This is a genomic window from Microcoleus sp. AS-A8 (genome assembly GCA_039962225.1).
Taxonomy (GTDB): domain Bacteria; phylum Cyanobacteriota; class Cyanobacteriia; order Cyanobacteriales; family Coleofasciculaceae; genus Allocoleopsis.
In genome coordinates this window covers 450,149-472,952 of the sequence record JAMPKV010000002.1, presented here as the reverse complement: position 1 = coordinate 472,952, position 22,804 = coordinate 450,149, and the positions used below count along the sequence as shown (strand labels likewise).

Genomic DNA, 22,804 nt, shown 5'->3' with positions numbered 1-22,804 from the left:
ACTGGCGTGCATCTTTCGGTCTGAGTCACCTTGTCCTAAGCTCTCAAACATTTCCTCATCTCCCCAGTGAAGTCACCCCCATCCGTCGCTACAAGCTGGATTACACGATAGTTGTTAAACAGCCATCACTATGACACTCTCCAACGTTGGTAGCATTCTGGCTAGCCTGACCCAGTTAACCCAACTCAATCGGACAAGCGCCCTGACTCACCGCGTCAAGGACTTATCCGTTCCCGAATTCATCTGCTTGCTGGACTTTATCACCGCTGAATTTCAGCAATTTCTACGGGCGATCGAAATGATCAACAACGAAGCCCTGGAAACCATGTTAGAGCAGGTGATGGATGCCTTTACCCTAAAAATTGGTCAAATCCTACAAGCCGATCGCACAACTATCTTCCTGGTTGATGCCGACAAAGGTCAACTCTGGGCAAAAATTCCCCAAGCCGAAACCAACAAACCGATAGAAGTCCGAATTCCTCTAAATGTGGGTCTAGCGGGTCATGTGGCGGCAACAGGAGAGTGTCTTAATATACCCGATGCCTACAATCACCATTTATTTAATAAAGAAGTAGACGAACGCCCCGGCTATCAGACGCACACCCTCCTGTGTATGCCCATTCTCAGCAGCAACAAACAGGTGGTTGCCGTGGTTCAGTTGTTAAACAAAGCGGGGGGTACGCCCTTTGATGCCGACGACGAACAGCGATTTCGGGACTTTGCCGCCTCGATAGGCATAATTCTGGAAACCTGTCAATCCTTTTATATGGCGGCTCGCAACCAACGGGGCGCGGCGGCACTGCTCAAAGCCACAGCTTCTTTGGGTCAAAGCCTCGATTTAGAAGCCACGCTCCGTCTCGTGATGGATCAAGCTCGCGATTTAATGCAGGCAGACCGCAGTACCCTGTTTATGCTGAGCAAGGAAACGGGCGAACTTTGGAGCAAGGTGGCGACAGCAGATGGGTCAGACTTTGTCGAAATTCGCATCCCGGCTAATCGTGGCATCGCGGGTTATGTGGCCTCCACGGGTCAAACCCTGAATATTCCTGATGCTTACAAAGACCCTCGCTTCGATCCCAGCACAGACCGACGCACGGGTTATGTGACTCGCAACATTCTCTGTATGCCTGTCTATAACTCTAAGAACGAATTGATTGGGGTAACTCAGCTCATCAACAAGCAGCAAGGCAGCTTCAGCAGTTCGGATGAAGAGTTCATGCGAGCCTTTAATATTCAGGCCGGAATTGCCTTGGAAAACGCCAAGCTGTTTGAAAATGTCCTGATCGAAAAACAATATCAGAAAGACATTCTGCAAAGCCTCTCCGATGCTGTGATCTCCACCGATATGCAGGGGCGGATTGTCACCATCAATGATGCGGCTCTCGCCTTACTGGGTTGTCCCCACACGAGCAAGGACAGTAAAATCCAGCAGTTGTGGGAATATAAACTCATGGGTCGCTACGTTTGGGACGTGGTGCCCATCGACAATCTCAAGGAGCGTCTCCAGGGCAGCCTGACAACGGGGACTAAACATTATGTGCCAGAGCAAACCCTGACCCTGGGTTTGTATAAAAGTCCGGGACGCTCAACTCTCAACGGTCATGGGACGTTGGGGAATAGTGCGGTTTTAAACTGGGAAAGGGGAATGGGGAGTCGAGCAGAGTTTACGACTCCTTACGGAAGTCCTGACGGCGATGTCTACATCCTGGCACTCCCGAAAAATGATGACCCCAATGTGTTTATTCCTTGGAATGAAACCCCTTGGGATTCCAACGCCTCAACCTACTTGTCGAATGAGCAAGTCCGGGAAATTGAACGCAGTATTAACCTAACCGTTAACCCCCTGACGAATCTAGAGGGAACGGTGCGGGGGGGACTGGTGGTGTTGGAAGATATGACACGCGAAAAGCGGATGAAAACCACCATGTATCGCTACATGACCCCCAGAGTTGCCGAGCAAGTCATGGCACGGGGTGAAGATAGCCTGATGGTCGGTGAACGCAAGGACGTCACGATTCTATTTTCTGACATCCGAGGCTATACAACGCTGACGGAGAACCTGGGAGCGGCTGAGGTGGTGTCGCTGCTGAACCAGTATTTTGAAACGATGGTGGAGGCGGTGTTTAACCACGAGGGTACTTTAGATAAGTTTATTGGGGATGCCTTGATGGCGGTGTTTGGTGCCCCCTTACCCTTACAAGAAAATCACGCTTGGATGGCGGTGAAGTCAGCCTTGGATATGCGCTGGCGCTTAGCCGCGTTTAACCAGTCGCGCATGTTAACTAACCAACCTTTAATCCGGATTGGGATTGGGATTAGTTCGGGAGAGGTGGTTGCAGGGAATATTGGTTCCCAAAAACGGATGGATTATACCGTGATTGGGGATGGAGTGAATCTAAGCGCACGGCTGGAAAGCGCCACTAAAGAGTATGGCTGCGATATTATTTTAAGTGAATATACTTATTCCTTGTGTTGCGATCGCATCTGGGTACGTGAGTTAGATCGAATCCGGGTTAAGGGCAAAAACCAAGCTGTTAGTATTTATGAGTTAATTGGTGAATCCGATGTACCCCTTAACAACACGACGAAACGGTTTTTAGATTTTTACGCCGCAGGACGCCAAGCCTACCTCAACAGAGACTTTGAAAAAGCTCTCATCTACTTTGAGCAGGCTTATCCCTTAAAGCCACCCACTGACCAAGCTGTCTCAATCCATTTAGATCGAGCGGCCTACTATCGTAACAATCCGCCCCCAGAGTGGTGGGACGGTGTTCACACGCTAACAACGAAATAATCAAGTTGTCACTAACCCCCGAATAGAATTCGGGGGCTGGGAAGAGGAAGCTTCACCACCTTCTTCATCCGAGACTAAAACGGTGTCTAGCCAATTGCTGAACTGTCTGGGAATTGCCTACGAAGAAAGATCCAGACACAAAGGCAGTGAGTCTTCACTGCCTGAAAACAGGAAAACGCTTAACTCAAAATGCAATTACAACGGAGATTAAGTTTCTTTCCTACAACAGTTGGCGGGTAGGCGGTAAAAACCGCTCCCGCTTGTTCCTCTTGCGGTGTCTCATACACGGAGTTTCCCACGACGAATAATTTGTTATGAAGAAGTCGAAAGTATGAACTCTAAACCACCTTTTTTCATCCTTCATACTTTCTCATTCATCCTTCCTCGTTTTCTCCTTCATCACTTTGGAATGGGTGCTGACCAATCGAGAGTTGCTTTTTAGTGCGCTTCAACTGTTTCCAAAGTTCTTTGATTTGGGAGTAAGCTTCTTCTGGGGAAAGTTTACCGCCCGTTTCTAGATTACAGATATAGTTGACCCGTTGAGTAAACTCCTGTAGATTAGCGTTGAAGACCAGATTCTCTGGTTTGACCTGGCCGTAATAGCGACTGCGAGGATATAGAAAATCAAATTTATCAGCCATAGCTATCTCCTTATTTTTATTTTAAAATTCGCCGCTTGAGGTGAAAATCTCTCAATTCTCTAATCGGCTTAATCCAATCTATTTTCGCGTTTTCCTGGAATTTAGCCAGCCTTATAGAAATTGGACGCTTTGACTTGAGCGAAGTAGCTTTAAAAATCTATTCCTTACTCTTTAATATATATATATATATATATATATATATCCTAGATAAAATTATCTAAATCAACAGTATTTTTACGGTAATTTTTTTGAAAAATCAACCCCAGCAACAGCCTTTTTTCAGTGAGTTTGCGGATGCCATAAACGCCTGTCTCGGATAACGGATATCCATTGCGGACATCTTGGCACATGATTAGTGTAAGCATTGCCTGCCCAAGGCAACAAATCGGTCTATAATTTTTCTCCAGTATGACTGATGTAGAAGATTCTATTTTACTCCTAGCAGACTAAACTCGTTAATGGTTCTATTGGGGTTTGTTATACCAATTCACTTAATTCCTGATAAAAATTATTTTCCTTATGCCCCTGGCTTGCTCTACTGCCCCTAGTTTGCTCGCTAAGCAACTTAAAGTGAAATGGTATTAAACAGGTGTGAATTTGTTCATTGGAGGTGATACTCAGGAACATTAGTACTGGTAGCCGATGTCAATTCCTTCAGTCTCGAAATTCTCATGACCTTTTTCAACCGTTGCGGTATTACTGGGGTTGACGGCTAGCTAGAGACCCACACACTGGGTACACAACAACAGCACAGGACTTATGCACCAATACCAGTTGTAGGGACAATCGCTCTGTGGTTGCCCTGCTTTCATCCAAGATGTAGAGGTAATGCGTAAGTCTTACAGGAAAAACCTTTATCCTGCCCAGTCCCCATCGCTTTTTTCAGATTAGCGATCAGCAAATCGTTAAAACTCTTCACAGACAATGGACAATGGACAAAAAATAAGAAACGGATAGCGACGCAAGACTCGCTAGCGTCTTTCGCTGACTTGCAATAAACGTGGTGTGTGGAAGTGTCAAAAGAGCTCAAAGACATGCGCTTATCTCCCTTTTTAGCAGCAATGCTGGCTGCTTCAGCCACTTTCTGTTTATCCAACCCGGTGAAGGGGCAAACCCTAGACTTGCCCAGTCCCCAGTCAAAAGCAACAGAACCAGAAGCGACCAACAGCAGTGGAGGAGTGCCTACAGCTAACGCTGAGCCGACCACTGAGCGTCATTCAGGCTCAATTTCAAAGCCAGTCTATGTTAATCAAGATGCTGTTCCCATAGATTCGGAGTCTGTGGCATCAACAGAACGCCAACCAGAAAGGGTCAACAATGGGGTTGTCGAGACTCTACCTGTGCCAGAAACCTCTAGTGTGCAACCCCTGATGGCACAGGATGCTGAGTCCGGAGGTTCTGTGCAACCCAGTCCCTCACCGTCACCCAGTCCCTCACCGTCACCCAGTCCCTCACCAAGCCCGACGCAGGAACTTTCACCCAGTCCCTCACCAAGCCCGACGCAGGAACTTTCACCCAGTCCCTCACCAAGCCCGACGCAGGAACTTTCACCCAGTCCCTCACCAAGCCCGACGCAGGACTTTTCACCAACGCCAACCCCAGCGCCCGAATTTTCAACTCCTCCAGACACTCAATCGCAACCGACTCAGCCAGAACCAAGAGTTCTCGTTGCGGAAGTGGACATCAGTGGCGCACAAGGGGAACTGGAAGAGGAAATTTTTCGCGTGATTAAAACTCGACCGGGACAGGCAACCACTCGCTCCCAGTTGCAGGAAGATGTGAATGCCATCTTCGCCACAGGCTACTTCTCTAGTGTGAATGTACAGCCAGAAGATACACCTCTGGGGGTTCGCGTGACTTTTGTGGTAGAGGCTAACCCCGTGCTGCGGAATGTGTCGGTTCAAACCGTTCCGGAAGGTGCCGGTACGCAAGTCCTGCCTGCTCAAGTTGTCGAGAACATCTTCAGCCAGCAGTATGGCAGAATCCTAAACCTGCGCGACCTGCAAGAGGGCATTAAAAAGGTCAATCAATGGTACAAAGATAACGGTTATGACCTCGCTCAGGTCATTGATGCTCAGCAAGTGACCGCCGATGGGAAAGTCACGTTAATCGTGGCAGAAGGGGTCATTGAAGATATTCAGGTGCGTTTCCTCAATAAAGAGGGAGAGACGACAAATGAGCAGGGTGAAACGATCAGGGGTCGTACCCGTAACTTCATCATTACGCGAGAGGTGCAACTTAAACCGGGCGATGTCTTTAATCGGGAGACAGCTCAAAGAGACTTGCGGCGCGTGTTTGGCTTGGGTATTTTTGATGATGTGCGGCTTTCCTTTGCCCCCGGTACTGACCCCCGTAAAGTGGTTGTAGTCGTGGATGTGATTGAGAAAAACACCGGTTCTCTGGCGCTAGGGGGTGGGATTAGTTCGGCAAGTGGTCTGTTTGGTTCTGTGAGCTATCAACAGCAAAACCTGGGGGGTAACAATCAGACCTTAGGAGCCGAAGTACAGGTGGGTCAACGGGAGTTCCTGTTTGACGCACGGTTTACAGACCCCTGGATTGCAGGCGATCCGTACCGTACATCGTATACAGTAAACGCCTTCCGACGCCGCTCGATCTCCCTGATTTTTGAGGGCGGTGACCCAGAAGTGTTCCTCCCACCCGACGATGACGGAGATCGCGATCGCCCCCGTATCCGGCGAACAGGAGGCGGTATTACCTTCACCCGTCCGTTGTCGAGAGATGTGTTCACCCCAGCGGATTGGACGGCTTCCTTAGGCTTACAGTATCAAAGGATTTCCGTCACCAATAGCGAGGGTGATGTTACTCCCAGGGATGAGGCGGGCAGACTCTTAAGCTTTGATGAGAGTGGAAAAGACAACCTGTTGACCCTTCAGTTGGGTGCTGTGCGCGATCGGCGCAATGACCCCATACGACCCACCAGCGGCTCTCTGCTGCGACTGGGTGCGGAACAGTCGATTCCCGTCGGCTCCATCCTCATGACCCGCCTGAGAGGCAGCTACAGCTACTACATCCCTGTGAACTTTACCAACTTCACCAAAGGCCCCCAAGCTCTTGCCTTTAATGTTCAAGGGGGAACCGTGCTGGGCGATTTGCCGCCTTATGAAGCGTTTTCCTTGGGTGGCGTTAATTCGGTACGGGGTTACGGTGAAGGAGATGTGGGAGCAGGGCGTCGTTATATTCAGGCTACGGCTGAATATCGCTTCCCTGTTTTCTCTGTGATAGGTGGTGCTTTGTTCTTGGACTATGCCAGTGATCTCGGTTCCGGTGAAAACGTTCCGGGTAACCCAGCGGGCGTGCGGGGCAAACCCGGCAATGGTTTTGGCTACGGTTTAGGTATCCGCGTACAGTCGCCGCTAGGTCCAATTCGCGTGGACTATGGTTTTAATGACCAAGGCGACTCTCAGTTGCACTTCGGCATTGGAGAGCGATTCTAAACGGTTGAAGGTTGAAGGTTGAAGGTTGAAGGTTGAAGGTTATTCGCCTAGCGTTCCCCAAAGGGGTAGGGTAGCCGTAGGTTGAAACATTGAACAGATCAACCTGCCAATGTTCACCAACTCTAGAGAAGCCGTAGCGACGCTCTTGAACTTCACCTTCAACCTGCCAACGCCCAATCCCTGTTTAAACTAATCAGTCGTGACGAATAACCTATGGCTCAATACACCTTGGGTGGTATTTTCGATCGCTCCGGCGTTGGACTACATAGCGGTATCTTGACAAATGTGCGAGTGCTGCCTGCTACTCCTGGGGAGGGACGCTATTTCGTGCGAGTGGACTTGCCTGGATCACCGATCATTCCAGCACGAGTCGAGGCTGTTTATGAAACCAGACTGTCTACTGAACTCCAAGCACTGATCACCAGTGACTCAGAAATGGACAATGCAGCGCAACACAGCATCATTTTGCCTCAATCTACCCACAGGGAAGCACGAGTGCGAACCGTGGAACACCTATTAGCGGCGTTAGCGTGTAGCGGCGTTGATGATGCGAGGATTGAAATTGATGGCCCGGAAGTTCCACTGTTAGATGGTTCAGCCCAGGTTTGGGTAGAGGCGATTCAGGGAGTAGGTGTCGTGGCAGGAGAGCAGGAGAGGGGGAACAATGCTTTAGTGATGGCGCTAGCGTCCAAACGGGACGGAGTCCAGACCGAAGAGGGAAAAGAAGACACAGGGACATCGGAACCTTTGGTGAAAAGACACATAGAGGTGGGGAATTCCTCAAGAACACTTTCCGCCTCGTTTGCCTTACAGCAACCCATCTGGGTACACCAAGGAGATGCCTTTGTTGCTGCCTTGCCAGCACCGACGCTCCGATTTACTTATGGCATTGATTTTGATTCACCTGCGATCGGGAATCAATGGTATAGCTTTTCACCGGAGCAGGAGAGTTTTGCCACAAGCATCGCACCGGCTCGAACTTTTGGTTTAGCGCACCAAGTTGAGCAATTGCGACAAGCCGGTTTAATTAAAGGCGGGAGCCTAGACAATGCCCTAGTTTGTGACGATACTGGCTGGCTGAATCCTCCCTTAAGATTTTCAAATGAGCCAGTGCGTCATAAACTTTTAGATTTAGTAGGGGATTTAAGTCTACTCGGAACTTTTCCTGTAGCTCACTTCCTTGCCTACAAAGCTAGCCACCATTTGCATGTCCAACTGGCTCAAGAGCTAGCACAACAAATGGGTTGAAGGTTAGAACGTTGAAAGCGGGAAGGCGGGAAAGTTGGAAGGTTAAACGTTATAACCTATAACCTGTAACCTGTAACCTGCTAACCTACTAACCGGACAACTTATTAACCTGGCAACCGACTCGCCCTGCAACCTGCAACCCTCCGAAGCACCAAAATGTCTATACTGACCGACGTTAACACCCACCCGAATTCCACAGAAACTGTTGAGAAGCCGAGCGCTCAACCATCGAGCCAAGCTCTTACCTTTGAAGACATTCAGAGACTTCTACCCCACCGCTATCCGTTTGCTTTAGTGGATCGGATTATTGAATATGTTCCAGGCAAACGAGCCGTTGGCATCAAGAACGTGACCTTCAACGAACCCCACTTTCAAGGACATTTTCCCGGACGCCCGATGATGCCTGGGGTAATGATTGTAGAAGCCATGGCTCAAGTTGGCGGTATTGTCTTGACTCAGTTGCCCGATTTGGAGGGTGGATTATTTGTTTTTGCTGGCATTGACAAAGTTCGTTTTCGTCGTCCTGTCGTGCCTGGAGACCAACTGATCATGACCACGGAACTGATATCGATCAAGCGGCGTCGTTTTGGAAAGATGCTCTCTCGTGCGGTTGTCGATGGTCAACGAGTCGCAGAAGGCGAATTATTGTTTTCTCTCGTAGACTAAATGTCGCTTTGAGTACGACGGTGTTGAGTCTAAAGTTTTAAATTCATAACTCACTCCCTCAAGCTCACAGCACAGGAGCAGGAGCTCCTATCCAACTCAACACTTCTATGGCAACACTGATACATCCAACTGCTGTTATCCATCCCGGTGCTGAACTCCACCCCACGGTTCAGATTGGCCCCTATGCTGTGATTGGGGATAATGTCAAGGTGGGTCCAGGCACGACGATTGGTGCTCATGTCGTGCTAGAAGGGCCAACAGAGATTGGAGCCAGGAATCAAATCTTTCCTGGTGCGGTGATCGGCTCGGAACCCCAAGACCTCAAATATGACGGAGCCACCACTGGGGTTAAAATTGGCGATGACAACCGAATTCGGGAGTATGTCACCATTAACCGAGCCACGGCTGCGGGTGAGACAACGGTGGTTGGCAGCAACAATTTGTTAATGGCTTATGTTCATGTCGCCCACAACTGCGTCCTTGGCGACTCGGTTGTTATTGCCAACGCCGTTGCTTTGGCAGGTCATGTTCACATTGAGTCCAGGGCAACGATTGGTGGAGTTTTAGGGATTCATCAATTTGTCCACATTGGGCGTTTAGCGATGGTCGGTGGTATGAGCCGAATTGACCGGGATGTGCCACCCTACATGTTAATTGAGGGAAATCCGTCTAGAGTGCGATCGCTCAATTTAGTGGGACTTAAGCGCGCTGGAATAACGGCGACTGAAATCGGACAGCTCAAAAAAGCATTCCGAACTCTGTATCGTTCTGGATACACGCTGCCTCAATCCTTAGAACATCTAGATTTACTCTCCGATAGCGAACACTTACAGCACCTACGCCGATTTTTGCAGTTATCTCAGATGGAGGGACGACGGGGTGTAATTCCTGGTCGTCGCATCAAAGGGTTACAGGTTGAAGGTTTTTAAGAGTTGAAGGTTGGAAGGTTGAAAGTTGAAAGTTTTAATATTCAACTTTCAACTGGCTCGCCTTTTAACTTGATCGGCTTTCAACTCTTCTTTACCAATGAGTCATGACACGCAAAACCATTTTTATTAGCACCGGAGAGGTTTCTGGTGATTTACAAGGGGCACTCCTGATTGACGGCTTGAAACGTCAGGCAGAGGCCATAGGGTTAGATTTAGAGATTGTGGCGCTAGGCGGCGAGAAAATGGCAGCAGCGGGTGCCACGCTGTTGGGTAATACCACTGGCATAGGTTCGGTGGGAATTCTGGAATCTTTGCCTTTTGTCGTGCCGACTCTGCAAATTCAGCAGCGTGCTAAACAGTACCTGCGGCAGCACCCACCTGATTTGGTGGTACTGATTGACTATATGGGGCCAAATCTCAGCCTGGGTCGTTTTATGCGGCGTCACCTACCGCAGATGCCGATTGCTTATTATATTGCCCCACAAGATTGGGTTTGGTCAGCTCGGTCGATTCTTCCCCGCGATACGATGACCATTGTGAAGATGACCGACCAACTGTTGGCAGTTTTCCCCGAAGAAGCCCGTTATTTTGAAAAAAAGGGAGCTTCTGTGACTTGGGTGGGTCATCCATTGGTTGATCGGATGCGATTGACGCCGACGCGGGAGGAGTCAAGGGCAGCACTCGGAATTGAACCGGAGCAGATGGCGATCGCGCTTGTCCCGGCTTCTAGGCGACAAGAACTTAAGTATATGATGCCTGTAGCTTTTGAGGCAGCACGACAACTCCAGTCGAAATTACTGGAGACAGCAGAAAGTCAAAAGTCCAATTCCCAATCCCCACTCTTTTGGATTCCTTTGTCTCTAGAAGCTTATCGACCTGCAATTGAAGCGGCGATTGAGCGTTATGGTCTAAGGGCAACTCTGGTTTCGGGTCAAACGCAGGAAGTGCTATCTGCGGCTGATTTAGCCATTACGAAGTCAGGGACGGTGAACTTGGAATTGGCGCTGTTAAATGTGCCACAAGTTGTTTTTTATCGGGTCAGTCCTTTGACTTACTCGATTGCTCGTCTTTTGAAGTTTTCGATTCCTTTTATGTCGCCGCCTAACCTCGTGGTGATGCGTTCTATTGTGCCAGAGTTATTACAAGAACAAGCCACATCAGAAAATATTGTTAATGAATCGTTAGAGCTTCTGTTTAATCCAGAAAGGCGTCAACAAACCCAGGCTGATTATCAAGAAATGCGCCAATTGTTAGGGGAAGTTGGAGTTTGCGATCGCGCGGCCTGTGAGATTCTGCAATTAGCAGGTGAGTCGCCGGAAAAACAAAAGGCGATCGGGAGCATGTCACCTTTGTAGGTGGCTTGCAGCAATCGTTGCAATTCCTAGCCTGATTAAACCGATGATGCGGACGAGAATGCAGCTAAGAATCTTTCCACTTTGGGGCTGCTCTTAAACCAGCCTGGAGGTTCAGGACTTGCTTGCTCTCTACATACATCATGTCTTAAGGCTACTGAAATCCCCATCCTCAGCGATCCATCAGGGCGGGGTAGTTTAAGGGAGATTCTTTTTCGTGATAAAGAGAGTGGTCAACCCGCATTTGGTACAATAAGCGTGGAATTGAGATTATTCCTCCCTCAATCGCCATCGGACGCGGTTAGATTTCATCATGAAGCTACGCTCATTTTTTTATGTCCTGGCAGCAGGAGCCATTGGGTTACTGTTGATTGCAGTGGCTGGCTTTTTCTGGTTAACCTCTCAAAGCCCCCTAAATTTATTACAACAAGGAGTAGTGGCCAATCCCACGGCTGCTATTTTTGTGCCGAAACAGTCACCGGCTATGGTATCACTCCTGGTGAACCCAGCGCGATTGGAGGCATTTCGGCAACTGGTAGCACGTCCAATCGCACGACGGCGAGCGCGTGCCGAACTCAACCAAATCGAAAACAGCCTCCTGCTCAACACGGACATAAACTATCAGCGAGATATTCAACCCTGGCTGGGCGATGAAATCACCCTGGCGGTAACCTCTTTAGACTTTGACCGCAACCCAGCCAATGCAACCCAACCTGGCTATCTACTCGTCGTCAAGACGAAGGACGGAGAACGGGCGCGGGAGTTCTTGCAACTGTTTTATTCCAAACAGGCGGCGACAAGCGTTGACGATATCGTCTTTGAAAAGTACAAGGGCGTGAACCTGATTTACAGGCGACCCCTAAGCCAAATTGAGGCATCTACCAACGGTTCGGGTTCCCCTCAAAGCCCCCTGCCCGAAGCCCTAACGAGTGCGGTAGTGGGCGATCGCTTCGTTTTATTTGCCAATCACCCCAAGGTATTGCGCGATGCCCTCAACAATGTCCAAGCCGCCAACCTCAGCTTAGAGGATGACCACGAGTACCAGCAAATGCTGGAAACTCTCTCTGAGCCACGGATTGGCCTAAGTTTTGTCAATATACCCTCCCTAGCCGCATGGATTTCCAAACAGCCAGCCCCCGTGCGAGACTCGTTCAAGGGGTCTGAAACCCTTGCTCTTGGCCTCTCCTTGAACCGTCTAGGGTTAGTCGCACAAACGGCTTTACTGGGGTCAGAAGCGAATGATAGCAGCCGAGAACCGACCCTGTCTGAGCCGGTGGCAGCTTTGCAGTACATTCCCGCCCAAAGTGCTTTGGCGATCGCAGGAACTAATTTGAACCAACTCTGGACTCAACTCTCATCCGGCGAGGGAAGTGAGGATGCTCTCAAACCCCTGCTTGAACAAGCTGTCGCCAGTTTGCAGTCACGCTGGGGGATTCAACTGCCAGAGGATATCTTTAGTTGGGTGCAAGGCGAATATGCCCTCTCGATGATGCCGCGTCCAGATCGAGGCAATCCCGATTGGATTTTTGTGGCGCAAAAAGGTTCAGATGCAGCGGAGTCATCTATTGAGCATCTAGACGCTGTTGCTAAGCAACGAGGATTGAGTGTAGGCTCTCTGCCCCTAGGAGATACAGCCATCACCGCCTGGACGAAGCTGGTTACCTCGGCGACTCCGGTTGGGAGTAAAGATAAGCGTTTGATGAAGTTAGAGGCACAAGTAGGGGGTGCCCACACGGCTGTAGGGGATTATGAGATTTTCACGACTTCGATTGAGGCCATGAATCAAGCGCTCAAAGGCGTGGAAAATTCTTTAGTCAAGAGTGACCGATTTAACAATGCGATCGCGCCCTTACCTCAGCCCAATGATGGCTATCTGTATCTTGACTGGCGAGAGAGTGGAACGCTGATTGAGCGTCAGCTACCGATTGTTCGAGTGGTGGAACTTGTAGCAAAACCCTTCTTTGAGCATTTGCGATCGCTCAGTGTTAGCAGTTATGGTAGCGACAAGGGTGTCCAACGGAGCAAGCTCTTCTTCCGCTTGGATAACACCGACGCAGTCTAATTCAGACTCTTCCGGGAAAATAGCCGTCAACTGAAGGCTGAAGTAAGAAGTAAACCCTGCAAGGGTTTACTTTCTGGTGGGATTGACGGCTCAGTGACTATAATGCAAGATCTCAGATGGAACCCACAAAACGACCTAGAGTAAAAATTTGCTGCATTAGCAGTGTAGAAGAAGCCAATCTCGCGATTCGTTACGGAGCGTCGGCATTGGGCTTAGTTCCCGATATGCCCAGTGGGCCTGGAGTACTTGCCGAAGGGATGATCGCCCAAGTCGCTGCTATTGTGCCGCCTGCGGTATCTTCGTTTTTGGTAACCAGTAAGGTCGATACGTTGGGAATTATCGCACAGCAACGACGCTTGGGTGTAAATACGGTGCAGATTTGCGATCGCCTATTATCCGGGACTTGCGATGATTTACGTCAGGCATTACCAGGAATTGCGATCGTTCAGGTGATTCATGTTAACGATAAAGAATCCATAGAAGAGGCTGTTTCGATGGCTCCTCACGTTCATGGATTATTGTTGGATTCTGGCAATCCATCCCAGGACATAAAAGAACTGGGTGGAAAGGGGCATATTCACAGTTGGGAAACTAGCCGACAGATTCGGGAGTTAGTGGATGTGCCTGTGTTCCTATCGGGGGGACTTACGGCGGATAACGTCCTTGATGCCATTCAACAAATACAACCCTTTGGCGTGAATGTTTGTAGTGGTGTTCGCACCGATGGAAAATTGGATGAGAAGAAGTTAGCTCAATTCTTCACTCAAGTTGAAGCGAGTTTTATGAGCTAGCGAATCGCTGAATGGTTCTTCATCCCAAAGCTTATGCCAGTATTTTGTCCAGATTTGAGATAAAAACGGGTAATGCTTGTCGTCGTACTGCTCTTTGTGCCTTTTGTAATCGAATTCAATGGCTAGCCAAAGTGATCGTAACTCTTGCCAAGTTGAGCAATTCTGCATCTGGCAGGCTACAGCATTGCGCCACTGTTGTAGCTGGCGGTAACTAATGAATTGTCCCCCTTTGTCTTGGCGGTGGACAAATAGTACATATGCCCAACATTCCAGGCGCACAATCAGGTGTTGAGGAATTTTTAGGATTTGTGCGATCTCATGTATGGTAATCCGGAATTTCTGAGCAGGCTGGAGGCGACGAAACAGAGTAGTCATAATTCTTGCCCTTGCTCAGTGTAGGCTTTCCCTCTGTCATAGAGGCAGACAAAGGCGCGTCCATTGCGAGGTTCTTTGTGCCAACCCGCCCATACTTCCAGCAAAGAGGTAGAACCTGGTACCGAAACTAAAGCCTGATCAACTCCAGTCAGGACATACATCGAACGGTATTCATCATCCTTAACGGCAATGGCTTTGAGGATTGACGCAATAGCTTGGCTGTCTGTGACCAGTTGCCACCCTTCTCCTCGAAAGGTTGCCTGGTCTAACTTTTTCATCTTGCCAGCCTGTGATTTTGGTATCATAAAGCTATCCTTCCCACTTTGTGGGATGTTTGAGGAAAGGCGATCGCTCTAATGTTTTCCGGGCACGAGGGCGATCGCTTGTCGTTCATAAGTTCATTGAAATACGAGTACTCGTATTTGTCAACGGTGGAATGGGATTAATTAGGTTGCGAGTTCGGGAATTTGCTGAGCAGAGGGGTTGGACGTTAAAAGAAGTCTCTAATAGAACAGGTGTTCCATATACAACGATCGCAACTTATGCAAAGTCTTCAGGCATGGCAACCGTTGACTACACTGCCTTACACAAAATGGCTCGCGTGTTTGGTATTTCTGTTGAAGACTTAGTGGAGATTGTGGAAGAGTAGGTTTATTAACCTCTGAGGCTTATCTGGATGGGATTAATTAGGTTGCGAGTTCGGGAACTAGCTGCTGAAAAGGGTTGGACACTTAAAGAAGTTTCTGATCGCTCAGGAATCCCCTACGGTACAGTCAGAAGCTATGCCCATTCTCCCAATCTGGCAACTGTGGACTATACGGCTTTGCAGAAACTCGCCCGTGTATTTGATGTGATGATTGATGATGTGGTTGAAGTTTTAGAAGAGTAGGTTGATCGCTCCTTTAGATTCATTTGGATAGGCAGCGTGATGGTTGTACAAAATATCGAAATCCCGATAGATAAAATTGCAGACTTCTGCCAACGCTGGAAAATCACAGAATTTGCTTTTTTTGGTTCGGTGCTGCGAGATGATTTCCGTCCAGATAGCGATATTGATGTCCTCGTGGCGTTTTCACCTGATGCTCGATGGACACTGTTCAATCATGTAGATATGCAAGATGAGCTAGAGGTGATTTTTGAGCGTAAGGTAGATTTGGTTAGCAAACGAGGAATTGAGCGCAGCCGTAATTATATTCGCCGGAAAGCCATTCTTAGCTCGGCGGAAGTTATTTATGCTGCATCGTGATTTAAGTTCTCTTGCAGATATTTTGGTAGCAGCACGACTGGTGCAAATGTTTGTAGTAGGTGCTGATAGAGATACATTTGAGACGGATTTGATGCGTCAGTCTGCTGTCATGCGACAACTGGAAATTATAGGAGAAGCAACTAAGCGACTCTCGGAAGCATTTAGAGGCAGTCATCCAGAAATACCGTGGCGACAAATGGCTGGAATGCGAGATATTCTGATTCATGACTATGACGATGTGGATTTGGATGAGGTATGGAATGTAGCAACAATTTCTATTCCTGAACTCATCCAACAAATCGAGCCTCTCGTTCCACCAGAGGAGCAGGCGTGACTGAAAAGAGGCTGTTTTTGGGAGGATGCGATCTCGCTTTTATGTGAGGAGCGATCGCTCCCAGCCAAGTGTAAGGCCTAAAGGAATGTAAACCGACGGGTATCTACATCTCGGCGCTTAAAAAAATTATGCTGTCATAAATGTTAGTAGCAAGTCCCTAGCGGGAACTTTAAGAGAGAAGTGTATTCTCACCGCCAGCAAGAATTGCTATCCATGACACAACCAAAAAGTCTAATCAATCAAGTACTCGATTGCTGCCAGGAACGTAACTATAAAGCCCTCGATATCATCTTTGACAGCCTCAATGAGCCAGTTTTAGCAGGAAGCCTATGTAGATTGCAAAGTGATAGAGATTCACTCGCATGGTTTCGTCGGTGTATTAAAGAGAAATTAGGGAGTGTCGGACGTATCCTCAGAGAAACGAAAGAATTTTACAAAACAAGCGCTCACTCTTCTGTAAAGGGTAAACAATCAGCAGTGGAAGCGCGACATCGTGGTATACGGCTACACAAGTGGATAGAACAGTATCTCCAGCAAAGTTCAACACCTTGTCCTGAAGACCTAGAGCCGTGGAGGAGGTCAATTGAGCCTGCGCTTAAGCAGATACAAAAAGTACTGCACGTAGAAGCTGAGGTATTTCACCGAGAACTGGGTTATTGGGGAAAAGTAGACTGCATTGTGCAATTAAAAGAAGTGCTTTGTCTTATAGACTGGAAAACCCGCGAAGAGCCTTGTTCGGAGGAGCAGATACACGAATATAAAATCCAATGTGCGGCTTATCTAGATGCAGCAAACAAGACCTACGGATTGGCTATAAAACACGCCTTGATTGCCATCGCCCTACCTAACCAGAAACCACAGATAATTCAGTTGAATCCAAAGGCACTGAATAAGCATTGTCAGGAGTGGCAACAGAGAGCCAGGGAATTCAATGCAAAACTACCTACACCGGGAACAATAATTACTAACCCAGATGGTTCAAAATTTAAGGTACAAAAGGTATTTAGCCTATCGCCAGTACTCCGATACAGAGCGACTAAACTTGAGACATTACCACAACCAGCAAGCCACTTATTCCCAACTGTCAATCACTCAGTCTTAATACAAGGTGAGCCTGATGAGATTTACTCTACCCATCATGGTCGAACTAAAAAGAAGCACTATACAGAGGACTCAATCCGCCTATACTTACAAGAGATTGGTCGCATACGCCTGTTACGGGCAGACGAAGAGATTGAGCTAGCCCGTAAGATTGCTGACTTATTGGAATTAGAGCGTATACGCGAGCGCTTGTATGAGCAGTTAGAACGGGAGCCGCAAGACAGTGAATGGGCAATGGAGGTGAATATGGCTTTACCAGCCTTCCGCCATCGCCTCTACATTGGGCGACGGGCTAAAGATAAATTGGTGCAGGCAAATCTACGCTTGGTGGTTTCAATTGCTAAGAAATATATGAATCGGGGTCTATCATTCCAAGACCTAATTCAAGAAGGCTCCTTGGGTTTGATTCGTGCGGCAGAAAAGTTTGATCATGAAAAAGGCTACAAGTTCTCCACGTATTCTACTTGGTGGATTCGACAGGCAATAACGAGAGCGATCGCCGACCAATCCCGTACTATCCGCTTGCCAGTTCATCTCTATGAAACGATCTCGCGTATCAAAAAAACGACCAAAATTCTTGCCCAAGAATTGGGTTGCAAACCGACAGAAGCAGAAATTGCAGAACGTATGGAAATGACCATCGAGAAGCTGCGATTCATTGCCAAATCTGCTCAACTGCCAATCTCCTTAGAAACGCCAATCGGGAAAGAAGAAGACTCTCGCCTTGGAGACTTCATTGAAGCCGATGGCGAAACCCCAGAGGATCAGGTTTCCAAAAATCTGCTTCGGGAAGACCTAGAAAGTGTTCTTGACACTCTTAGCCCCGGCGAACGGGATGTAGTGCGACTGCGCTATGGGTTAGATGATGGACACATGGTTAAGGATTTCACTCAGGCAATTCAACTCAACCCTAACGATGCTAATGCTTACAATATGCGGAGTAGCGCTTATATGGCTCTAAAAGACTATCAGAGATCAATGAAGGACTTACAAGCAGCCAGTGCTATCCCCGGACGGATTAAAGATGGTAGTTCACCGGCTGTAGCCTGCGACCACTACCACCGCTACAAAGACGACATCAAGTTAATGGCACAACTGGGCGTCAAGCACTATCGCTTCAGCACCGCTTGGCCTCGCATTATTCCCGATGGTCGAGGAAAAGTGAATGAAGAAGACGTCGATTTCTACAAACGTCTGCTTGATGAGTTAAACAAATACGGCATTACCCCCCACGCCACCTTATTCCATTGGGACTCGCCGCAAGCATTAGAGGACAAGTACGGTTCTTGGCGCAGTCGGGAGATCGCATCCGACTTTGCGGACTATGCTACCGCCATTGTCACTCGATTAGGCGATCGCATCACCCACTGGATGACCCTGAACGAAATCTCCCAATTCACTCATCTCGGTTACGGTGTAGACAGCCAACCCAACAACGCCCCTGGCACCCGCGTTAGCTCCAAAAAAGAAGTATGGCAAACCTCTCACCACGCCTTACTAGCTCATGGACTCGGCTGTCAAGCCATCCGCGCGGCTTCGCCTAAACCCTGTGCGATCGCGCTAGTTCTGGACATTGGCTCAACTGTTCCCCTCACTGAATCAGCCGCCGATATCGCAGCCGCCCAAACAGCATTTCATACGTATTGGTTCAATGGAGGCATCATTTTTCCTGCCCTCACAGGTGCCTATAGTCCCATCATGCTAAAAGAATTGGGCGCTGATGCACCCGATATTCAGGACGGTGACCTCAAGACGATTCACCAACCCCTCGATGACTTTGGGATTAATCTGTACACGGGTAAATATGCCCGTGCCGCTAACAATCCACAAGGATACGAACTCCTCGACTTTCCCAAAAGCTATCCTAAGATGCAGGCAACCTGGATAAAGTTCATTCCTGAGAGCCTGTATTGGGCGATTCGTCATGTGAGCGACACATTGGGGCGTCATGACTTGCCCGTGTTCGTAAGTGAAAACGGCTGCATTACCCAAGATGAATTAAACGAAAACGGCGAGGTTATTGATAGCGATCGCATCTTATATCTGCGGCAGTACTTGAGGGCAGCTCATCGAGCCATCCAAGAAAAGTATCCTCTCAAAGGTTACTTCCTGTGGAGTTTAATGGATAACTTTGAGTGGAGTCGGGGTTACAGTGATCGCTTCGGTATCCTCTACACCGATTACAAGACGCAAAAACGTATTCCCAAAGCAAGTTTTAACTGGTATGCCGAGTGCATTCGTCAGAACCGAGTGGTCTAAAATCCAACATTTTCTAGTCGGTCTTTCGTACCATTTACAGCCGCTTAACCACTGTTCTTTGGAGCCAGGGGTACTTACTCGTTGTCTTCGATCGCAAATAGCGATCGCAACAAAATGCGGAATCTAAGTCTCAGGATAGGGTAATCGTCTCAATCACTAAGTCTAAGCTGAGGTGTGTTTAGATACGTGATATAGAGGTAAAGACTCATGGGTAGTGGACATGCTAGCCATAAAGGCAATTCGGTAAAACCAAATACAAACGCCAATGGTCGCATTGATACAGCGGCTGACTTATCCGTAGAGCCGGGGGATTTACTGGCGGAAGGGACTGCTGCACTTAGAGCAGAAGAAGCGCCTGAGAATCAGGAGGCTACCCAACGACCAGAGAACAAGAAATAATAATCCTCAAAAACGTTCAGGGGTGGGCATTGCTCACCCTATATCCTTTTCTTGAGAGGCCGAAAGCTTACCCATAGTTCTACTTCAGCTAAAAAATTAGGTGCTCTCTTCGGCAGTGTGCTTCGCAACCATCGTTTCTGATAGTTCCTTCCAGCGATCGCTCCACAGGCGTTGCATGGCTTCCGTCACGTCAAGTAAATCGGTAAATTCCTGGCTTTGTCGCTGAATTTCTGGGGCTAAATGCTTGAGTCCGGTACAATCGTGACAACAGCGCAATATTCGTTCCCAGGCCGAATACCACTCTCTCCCCGCCTGCTGATGGGCGCGAAAGGGTTGCAGGCGTTCGTCCTCTTCCCGAAGGAGTTGGGCTTGTTTCGCCCAAGCGTCGCGCCAAGGTTGCACCGCTTGAGACATTTCATTCTCGTCGTACCAGTCTCGTTCAGTACGCAAGATTTCACCTAAACGATCCAAATCGGGGCGGTTAGTGCAGCGAAAGATGGTCGTCAATCCTTGGTCAATCCACAGGGGTAAGCTGCGATAGCTAATAAATTTGGCACGGGATTCCACCAATTTGACCCAGATTTGGTGTTTCCAGCACTCGATATGCTCGATTTGCTGGAGGGGAATTTTGAGGTAGGTGGCGACTTGCTGCCGGATTTGGTCGAGAGGGATTTGCCGGGGGTCAATGACCCCAGCCGTAATCAAGTTTTGGGACATGAAGGTAAAGCACTCCTGTTTTGGGTGGATGTGTAGTAGCCCAAAATCTCAGACGCCCCATTTTAATTGCCATAAAAAGTCGGGGTGCGTCGAGGAATGTTACCATTTCATCTAGCTTCCAGACTGGTTGTTGCAGTTTGGGGGTTAGCCGCTCTTAGCTGGTGCCAACAGCTTTGAGTGGCGCAAAGATTTTTAGGGTTTCAGTGTGAATAGGATTACCTTAGCAGATTGAGTGATTTCTGCTCAAGGGTCAAGTTTTTGTTACAAATGAGGGTCTGAGGAAGAGAGTTATTGCATAAGTAGCAAGACACTGGAAATAAGTTAATACGTACAAAAATTCTGATAACTCTTGAGAAAACAGAGTTCAAATGTATGGTACTTTATCTCGGTACTCCTTACGATGACACCCTCTATACTGGGTACGGCAATGACACCCTCGAAGGTGGGGACGGTAATGACACCCTCAATGGTGGGGTTGACGATGACACCCTCAATGGTGGAGACGGCAATGACACCCTCGATGGTTCCGACGATAATGACTACCTCGATGGTGGGGTTGGCAATGACACCCTCGATGGTGGGGCTGGCGATGACACCCTTTATGGTGGGGCTGGCGATGACACCCTTTATGGTGGGGCTGGCAATGATACTCTCATTGGCTCAGAGGGGAGCGATCACTTCGTCTACAGATCTTATACAACGTTTAACCCTGCAAATTTTGGTGTAGATGTCATTTCCGACTTCGAGACAGGTAATGACCAAATTCACCTGCGACGAGCTATTTTTCCTAGCCTCAGTAGTGTGGGAGGAACGGGTTTCAGCGTGGCTGATGAGTTTGCCATTGTCACGAGTGATGCTGACGCCGCCACGAACCCGGCAGATATCGTCTACAACTCAGTTAACGGCAACTTGTTCTATAACTCCAATGGCAGTGATCCTGGCTTTGGCACAGGTGCTGTATTTGCTACGCTCACTGGTGCTCCCACCCTTGTAGCAACAGATTTCGTTATTGAGGACGGCAATGACCATTTCACTGGCGGGACTGGCGATGATACCTTCTATGGCGGGGCGGGCAATGACTACCTCAATGGTTGGGACGGCAATGACCTCCTCATTGGTGAGGACGGTAATGACACCCTAATGGGTTGGGACGGCAATGACTACCTTGATGGCGGTGCTGGCAATGACTACCTTGATGGCGGGGCTGGCAATGATACTCTCATTGGTGGAGAGGGGAGCGAGCGCTTCGTCTACAGATCTTATACAACGTTTAACCCTGCAAATTTTGGTGTAGATGCCATTTCTGACTTCGAGACAGGTAATGACCAAATTCACCTGCAACGGGCTATTTTCCCTAGCCTCAGTAGTGTGGGAGGGACGGGTTTCAGCGTGGCTGATGAGTTTGCCATTGTCGAATGTGACGCCCAAGCTGCCACCAGCACGGCAGATATTGTCTACAACTCAGTTAACGGCAACTTGTTCTATAACTCCAATGGCAGTGACCCTGGCTTTGGCACAGGTGATCTATTTGCCACGCTTGCTGGCGCTCCGCCCCTTGTAGCAACAGATTTCGTTATTGAGGACGGCGATGACTATGCCACTGGCGGGACTGGCGATGATACCTTCTATGGCGGCGCGGGCAATGACTCCCTCAATGGTTGGGACGGCAATGACTACCTGATTGGTGAGGACGGTAATGACTCCCTCAATGGTTGGGACGGCAATGACTACCTTGATGGCGGTGCTGGCAATGACTCCCTAATTGGTGGCTCTTCCTATGGCGGGAACAGCGGCGATGACACTCTAATTGGTGGTGATGGCAATGACTCCCTCGATGGTGGGGCTGGCAATGACTACCTGATTGGTGGGGACGGCAATGACACTCTGATTGGCTGGGCTGGCAATGACACCCTAATTGGCGGAGAGGGGAGTGATCGCTTTGTCTACTCCTACGACTTCTACTCTCCATGGGTTGCCTTTAGTCCTGAAAATTTTGGTGTAGATGTCATATCTGACTTCGAGACAGGTAACGACAAAATTGTCCTCTTCAGGAATAATTTCACCAGCATTAGCAGCGCTGTAGGGACAGGGTTTAGTGTAGCTTCTGAGTTTGCTATTGTCACGAGCGATGATGATGCTGCCACTAGCATCGCAGATATCGTTTACAACTCGGTTAATGGCAACCTGTTCTACAACTCCAATGGTAGTGACCCTGGCTTGGGCACAGGTGCTCTGTTTGCCACCCTTGTCGGCGCTCCGACTCTCGTAGCGACGGACTTTGAAATAAATCACTTTTACACAGAAATAGCTTGAGCCATGGTATGTAATTGGTGATTGTTGATGATTGAAAGTTGCTCTAACAATACCTGTTGGTCTAGGTAGCATCCGAAATCAACAAGCTCCATCCTGGCTCTGTTGCTGAATTTATGGGGCTA

Annotated in this window: 20 protein-coding genes and 3 pseudogenes; 18 read left to right on the top strand and 5 right to left on the bottom strand. The window is 48.6% G+C overall.

Going from position 1 to position 22,804, the window contains the following annotated elements; translation table 11 throughout:
- Positions 1-130: 130 nt before the first annotated feature.
- Entirely contained in the window at positions 131-2,794 is a 2,664-nt protein-coding gene (locus NDI48_05080; GenBank protein MEP0830579.1) for an adenylate/guanylate cyclase domain-containing protein, read from the top strand.
- Between the two features lie 374 nt (positions 2,795-3,168).
- Here NDI48_05080 and NDI48_05075 read toward each other — a convergent pair whose 3' ends face one another.
- On the bottom strand, positions 3,169-3,435 hold the full coding sequence (locus NDI48_05075; GenBank protein ID MEP0830578.1) for a hypothetical protein: 267 nt from the start codon (positions 3,433-3,435) through the stop codon (positions 3,169-3,171).
- A 203-nt stretch (positions 3,436-3,638) separates the two neighbouring features.
- Positions 3,639-3,800 (bottom strand): hypothetical protein, encoded by a 162-nt coding sequence (locus tag NDI48_05070; protein MEP0830577.1) that lies wholly within the window; start codon positions 3,798-3,800, stop codon positions 3,639-3,641.
- A 669-nt stretch (positions 3,801-4,469) separates the two neighbouring features.
- Here NDI48_05070 and NDI48_05065 point away from each other — a divergent pair.
- From NDI48_05065 to NDI48_05035, 7 genes are all read left to right on the top strand, one after another.
- A complete protein-coding gene (locus NDI48_05065) occupies positions 4,470-6,890 on the top strand; it encodes a BamA/TamA family outer membrane protein (protein MEP0830576.1) in 2,421 nt (806 codons plus the stop codon).
- A gap of 213 nt (positions 6,891-7,103) precedes the next feature.
- Complete coding sequence (gene lpxC / locus NDI48_05060) at positions 7,104-8,138, top strand: UDP-3-O-acyl-N-acetylglucosamine deacetylase (protein MEP0830575.1); 1,035 nt, start codon at positions 7,104-7,106, stop codon at positions 8,136-8,138.
- A 156-nt stretch (positions 8,139-8,294) separates the two neighbouring features.
- The gene (gene fabZ, locus NDI48_05055) at positions 8,295-8,804 is read left to right on the top strand and encodes a 3-hydroxyacyl-ACP dehydratase FabZ (protein MEP0830574.1); all 510 of its coding nucleotides are present in this window, start codon (positions 8,295-8,297) and stop codon (positions 8,802-8,804) included.
- Between the two features lie 107 nt (positions 8,805-8,911).
- The gene (lpxA, locus tag NDI48_05050; GenBank protein ID MEP0830573.1) at positions 8,912-9,733 is read left to right on the top strand and encodes an acyl-ACP--UDP-N-acetylglucosamine O-acyltransferase; all 822 of its coding nucleotides are present in this window, start codon (positions 8,912-8,914) and stop codon (positions 9,731-9,733) included.
- Between the two features lie 104 nt (positions 9,734-9,837).
- Positions 9,838-11,088, top strand: coding sequence for a lipid-A-disaccharide synthase (lpxB, locus tag NDI48_05045; protein ID MEP0830572.1), 1,251 nt, complete (start codon positions 9,838-9,840; stop codon positions 11,086-11,088).
- A 310-nt stretch (positions 11,089-11,398) separates the two neighbouring features.
- Positions 11,399-13,147: a DUF3352 domain-containing protein gene (locus NDI48_05040; GenBank protein ID MEP0830571.1), complete on the top strand. Its 1,749-nt coding sequence runs from the start codon at positions 11,399-11,401 to the stop codon at positions 13,145-13,147.
- 116 nt (positions 13,148-13,263) lie between these two features.
- Positions 13,264-13,938 (top strand): phosphoribosylanthranilate isomerase, encoded by a 675-nt coding sequence (locus NDI48_05035; protein ID MEP0830570.1) that lies wholly within the window; start codon positions 13,264-13,266, stop codon positions 13,936-13,938.
- Here NDI48_05035 and NDI48_05030 read toward each other — a convergent pair.
- Positions 13,894-14,313, bottom strand: coding sequence for a hypothetical protein (locus NDI48_05030; protein MEP0830569.1), 420 nt, complete (start codon positions 14,311-14,313; stop codon positions 13,894-13,896). The genes NDI48_05035 and NDI48_05030 overlap by 45 nt on opposite strands.
- Positions 14,310-14,618 (bottom strand): hypothetical protein, encoded by a 309-nt coding sequence (locus tag NDI48_05025; protein ID MEP0830568.1) that lies wholly within the window; start codon positions 14,616-14,618, stop codon positions 14,310-14,312. Before NDI48_05025 ends, NDI48_05030 begins: the two co-directional genes overlap by 4 nt.
- A gap of 131 nt (positions 14,619-14,749) precedes the next feature.
- Here NDI48_05025 and NDI48_05020 point away from each other — a divergent pair, with 131 nt between their 5' ends.
- The 8 genes and pseudogenes from NDI48_05020 to NDI48_04985 all read left to right on the top strand — a co-directional run bounded on the left by NDI48_05020 (position 14,750) and on the right by NDI48_04985 (position 19,652).
- The gene (locus NDI48_05020) at positions 14,750-14,962 is read left to right on the top strand and encodes a helix-turn-helix domain-containing protein (GenBank protein MEP0830567.1); all 213 of its coding nucleotides are present in this window, start codon (positions 14,750-14,752) and stop codon (positions 14,960-14,962) included.
- A gap of 27 nt (positions 14,963-14,989) precedes the next feature.
- On the top strand, positions 14,990-15,202 hold the full coding sequence (locus NDI48_05015) for a helix-turn-helix transcriptional regulator (protein MEP0830566.1): 213 nt from the start codon (positions 14,990-14,992) through the stop codon (positions 15,200-15,202).
- A gap of 39 nt (positions 15,203-15,241) precedes the next feature.
- A complete protein-coding gene (locus NDI48_05010; GenBank protein ID MEP0830565.1) occupies positions 15,242-15,559 on the top strand; it encodes a nucleotidyltransferase family protein in 318 nt (105 codons plus the stop codon).
- Entirely contained in the window at positions 15,546-15,893 is a 348-nt protein-coding gene (locus tag NDI48_05005; protein MEP0830564.1) for a DUF86 domain-containing protein, read from the top strand. Before NDI48_05010 ends, NDI48_05005 begins: the two co-directional genes overlap by 14 nt.
- A 213-nt stretch (positions 15,894-16,106) precedes the next feature.
- Positions 16,107-16,763, top strand: a pseudogene (locus NDI48_05000) (PD-(D/E)XK nuclease family protein).
- A 279-nt stretch (positions 16,764-17,042) separates the two neighbouring features.
- A pseudogene (rpoD, locus tag NDI48_04995) lies at positions 17,043-17,864 on the top strand (RNA polymerase sigma factor RpoD).
- Positions 17,865-17,972: 108 nt separating this feature from the next.
- Positions 17,973-19,253: a family 1 glycosylhydrolase gene (locus NDI48_04990; GenBank protein MEP0830563.1), complete on the top strand. Its 1,281-nt coding sequence runs from the start codon at positions 17,973-17,975 to the stop codon at positions 19,251-19,253.
- A 207-nt stretch (positions 19,254-19,460) separates the two neighbouring features.
- Positions 19,461-19,652: a hypothetical protein gene (locus NDI48_04985; protein ID MEP0830562.1), complete on the top strand. Its 192-nt coding sequence runs from the start codon at positions 19,461-19,463 to the stop codon at positions 19,650-19,652.
- 96 nt (positions 19,653-19,748) lie between these two features.
- Here NDI48_04985 and NDI48_04980 read toward each other — a convergent pair whose 3' ends face one another.
- A complete protein-coding gene (locus NDI48_04980) occupies positions 19,749-20,369 on the bottom strand; it encodes a hypothetical protein (GenBank protein MEP0830561.1) in 621 nt (206 codons plus the stop codon).
- Positions 20,370-20,789: 420 nt separating this feature from the next.
- On the opposite strand from NDI48_04980, the pseudogene NDI48_04975 reads away from it, so the two are divergent.
- Positions 20,790-21,059, top strand: a pseudogene (locus NDI48_04975) (hypothetical protein).
- Between the two features lie 450 nt (positions 21,060-21,509).
- Positions 21,510-22,682 carry a hypothetical protein gene (locus NDI48_04970; protein MEP0830560.1) on the top strand — a complete coding sequence of 391 codons (1,173 nt, stop codon included), beginning with the start codon at positions 21,510-21,512 and terminating at the stop codon, positions 22,680-22,682.
- The last annotated feature ends 122 nt before the right edge of the window (positions 22,683-22,804 follow it).

Coding starts and splice junctions, on each gene's coding strand:
- NDI48_05080 (MEP0830579.1), top strand. CDS start 131: ATGACACTCTCCAACGTTGGTAGCATTCTGGCTAGCCTGACCCAGTTA.
- NDI48_05075 (MEP0830578.1), bottom strand. CDS start 3,435: ATGGCTGATAAATTTGATTTTCTATATCCTCGCAGTCGCTATTACGGC.
- NDI48_05070 (MEP0830577.1), bottom strand. CDS start 3,800: ATGCTTACACTAATCATGTGCCAAGATGTCCGCAATGGATATCCGTTA.
- NDI48_05065 (MEP0830576.1), top strand. CDS start 4,470: ATGCGCTTATCTCCCTTTTTAGCAGCAATGCTGGCTGCTTCAGCCACT.
- lpxC (MEP0830575.1), top strand. CDS start 7,104: ATGGCTCAATACACCTTGGGTGGTATTTTCGATCGCTCCGGCGTTGGA.
- fabZ (MEP0830574.1), top strand. CDS start 8,295: ATGTCTATACTGACCGACGTTAACACCCACCCGAATTCCACAGAAACT.
- lpxA (MEP0830573.1), top strand. CDS start 8,912: ATGGCAACACTGATACATCCAACTGCTGTTATCCATCCCGGTGCTGAA.
- lpxB (MEP0830572.1), top strand. CDS start 9,838: ATGACACGCAAAACCATTTTTATTAGCACCGGAGAGGTTTCTGGTGAT.
- NDI48_05040 (MEP0830571.1), top strand. CDS start 11,399: ATGAAGCTACGCTCATTTTTTTATGTCCTGGCAGCAGGAGCCATTGGG.
- NDI48_05035 (MEP0830570.1), top strand. CDS start 13,264: ATGGAACCCACAAAACGACCTAGAGTAAAAATTTGCTGCATTAGCAGT.
- NDI48_05030 (MEP0830569.1), bottom strand. CDS start 14,313: ATGACTACTCTGTTTCGTCGCCTCCAGCCTGCTCAGAAATTCCGGATT.
- NDI48_05025 (MEP0830568.1), bottom strand. CDS start 14,618: ATGATACCAAAATCACAGGCTGGCAAGATGAAAAAGTTAGACCAGGCA.
- NDI48_05020 (MEP0830567.1), top strand. CDS start 14,750: ATGGGATTAATTAGGTTGCGAGTTCGGGAATTTGCTGAGCAGAGGGGT.
- NDI48_05015 (MEP0830566.1), top strand. CDS start 14,990: ATGGGATTAATTAGGTTGCGAGTTCGGGAACTAGCTGCTGAAAAGGGT.
- NDI48_05010 (MEP0830565.1), top strand. CDS start 15,242: ATGGTTGTACAAAATATCGAAATCCCGATAGATAAAATTGCAGACTTC.
- NDI48_05005 (MEP0830564.1), top strand. CDS start 15,546: ATGCTGCATCGTGATTTAAGTTCTCTTGCAGATATTTTGGTAGCAGCA.
- NDI48_04990 (MEP0830563.1), top strand. CDS start 17,973: ATGAAGGACTTACAAGCAGCCAGTGCTATCCCCGGACGGATTAAAGAT.
- NDI48_04985 (MEP0830562.1), top strand. CDS start 19,461: ATGGGTAGTGGACATGCTAGCCATAAAGGCAATTCGGTAAAACCAAAT.
- NDI48_04980 (MEP0830561.1), bottom strand. CDS start 20,369: ATGTCCCAAAACTTGATTACGGCTGGGGTCATTGACCCCCGGCAAATC.
- NDI48_04970 (MEP0830560.1), top strand. CDS start 21,510: ATGGGTTGGGACGGCAATGACTACCTTGATGGCGGTGCTGGCAATGAC.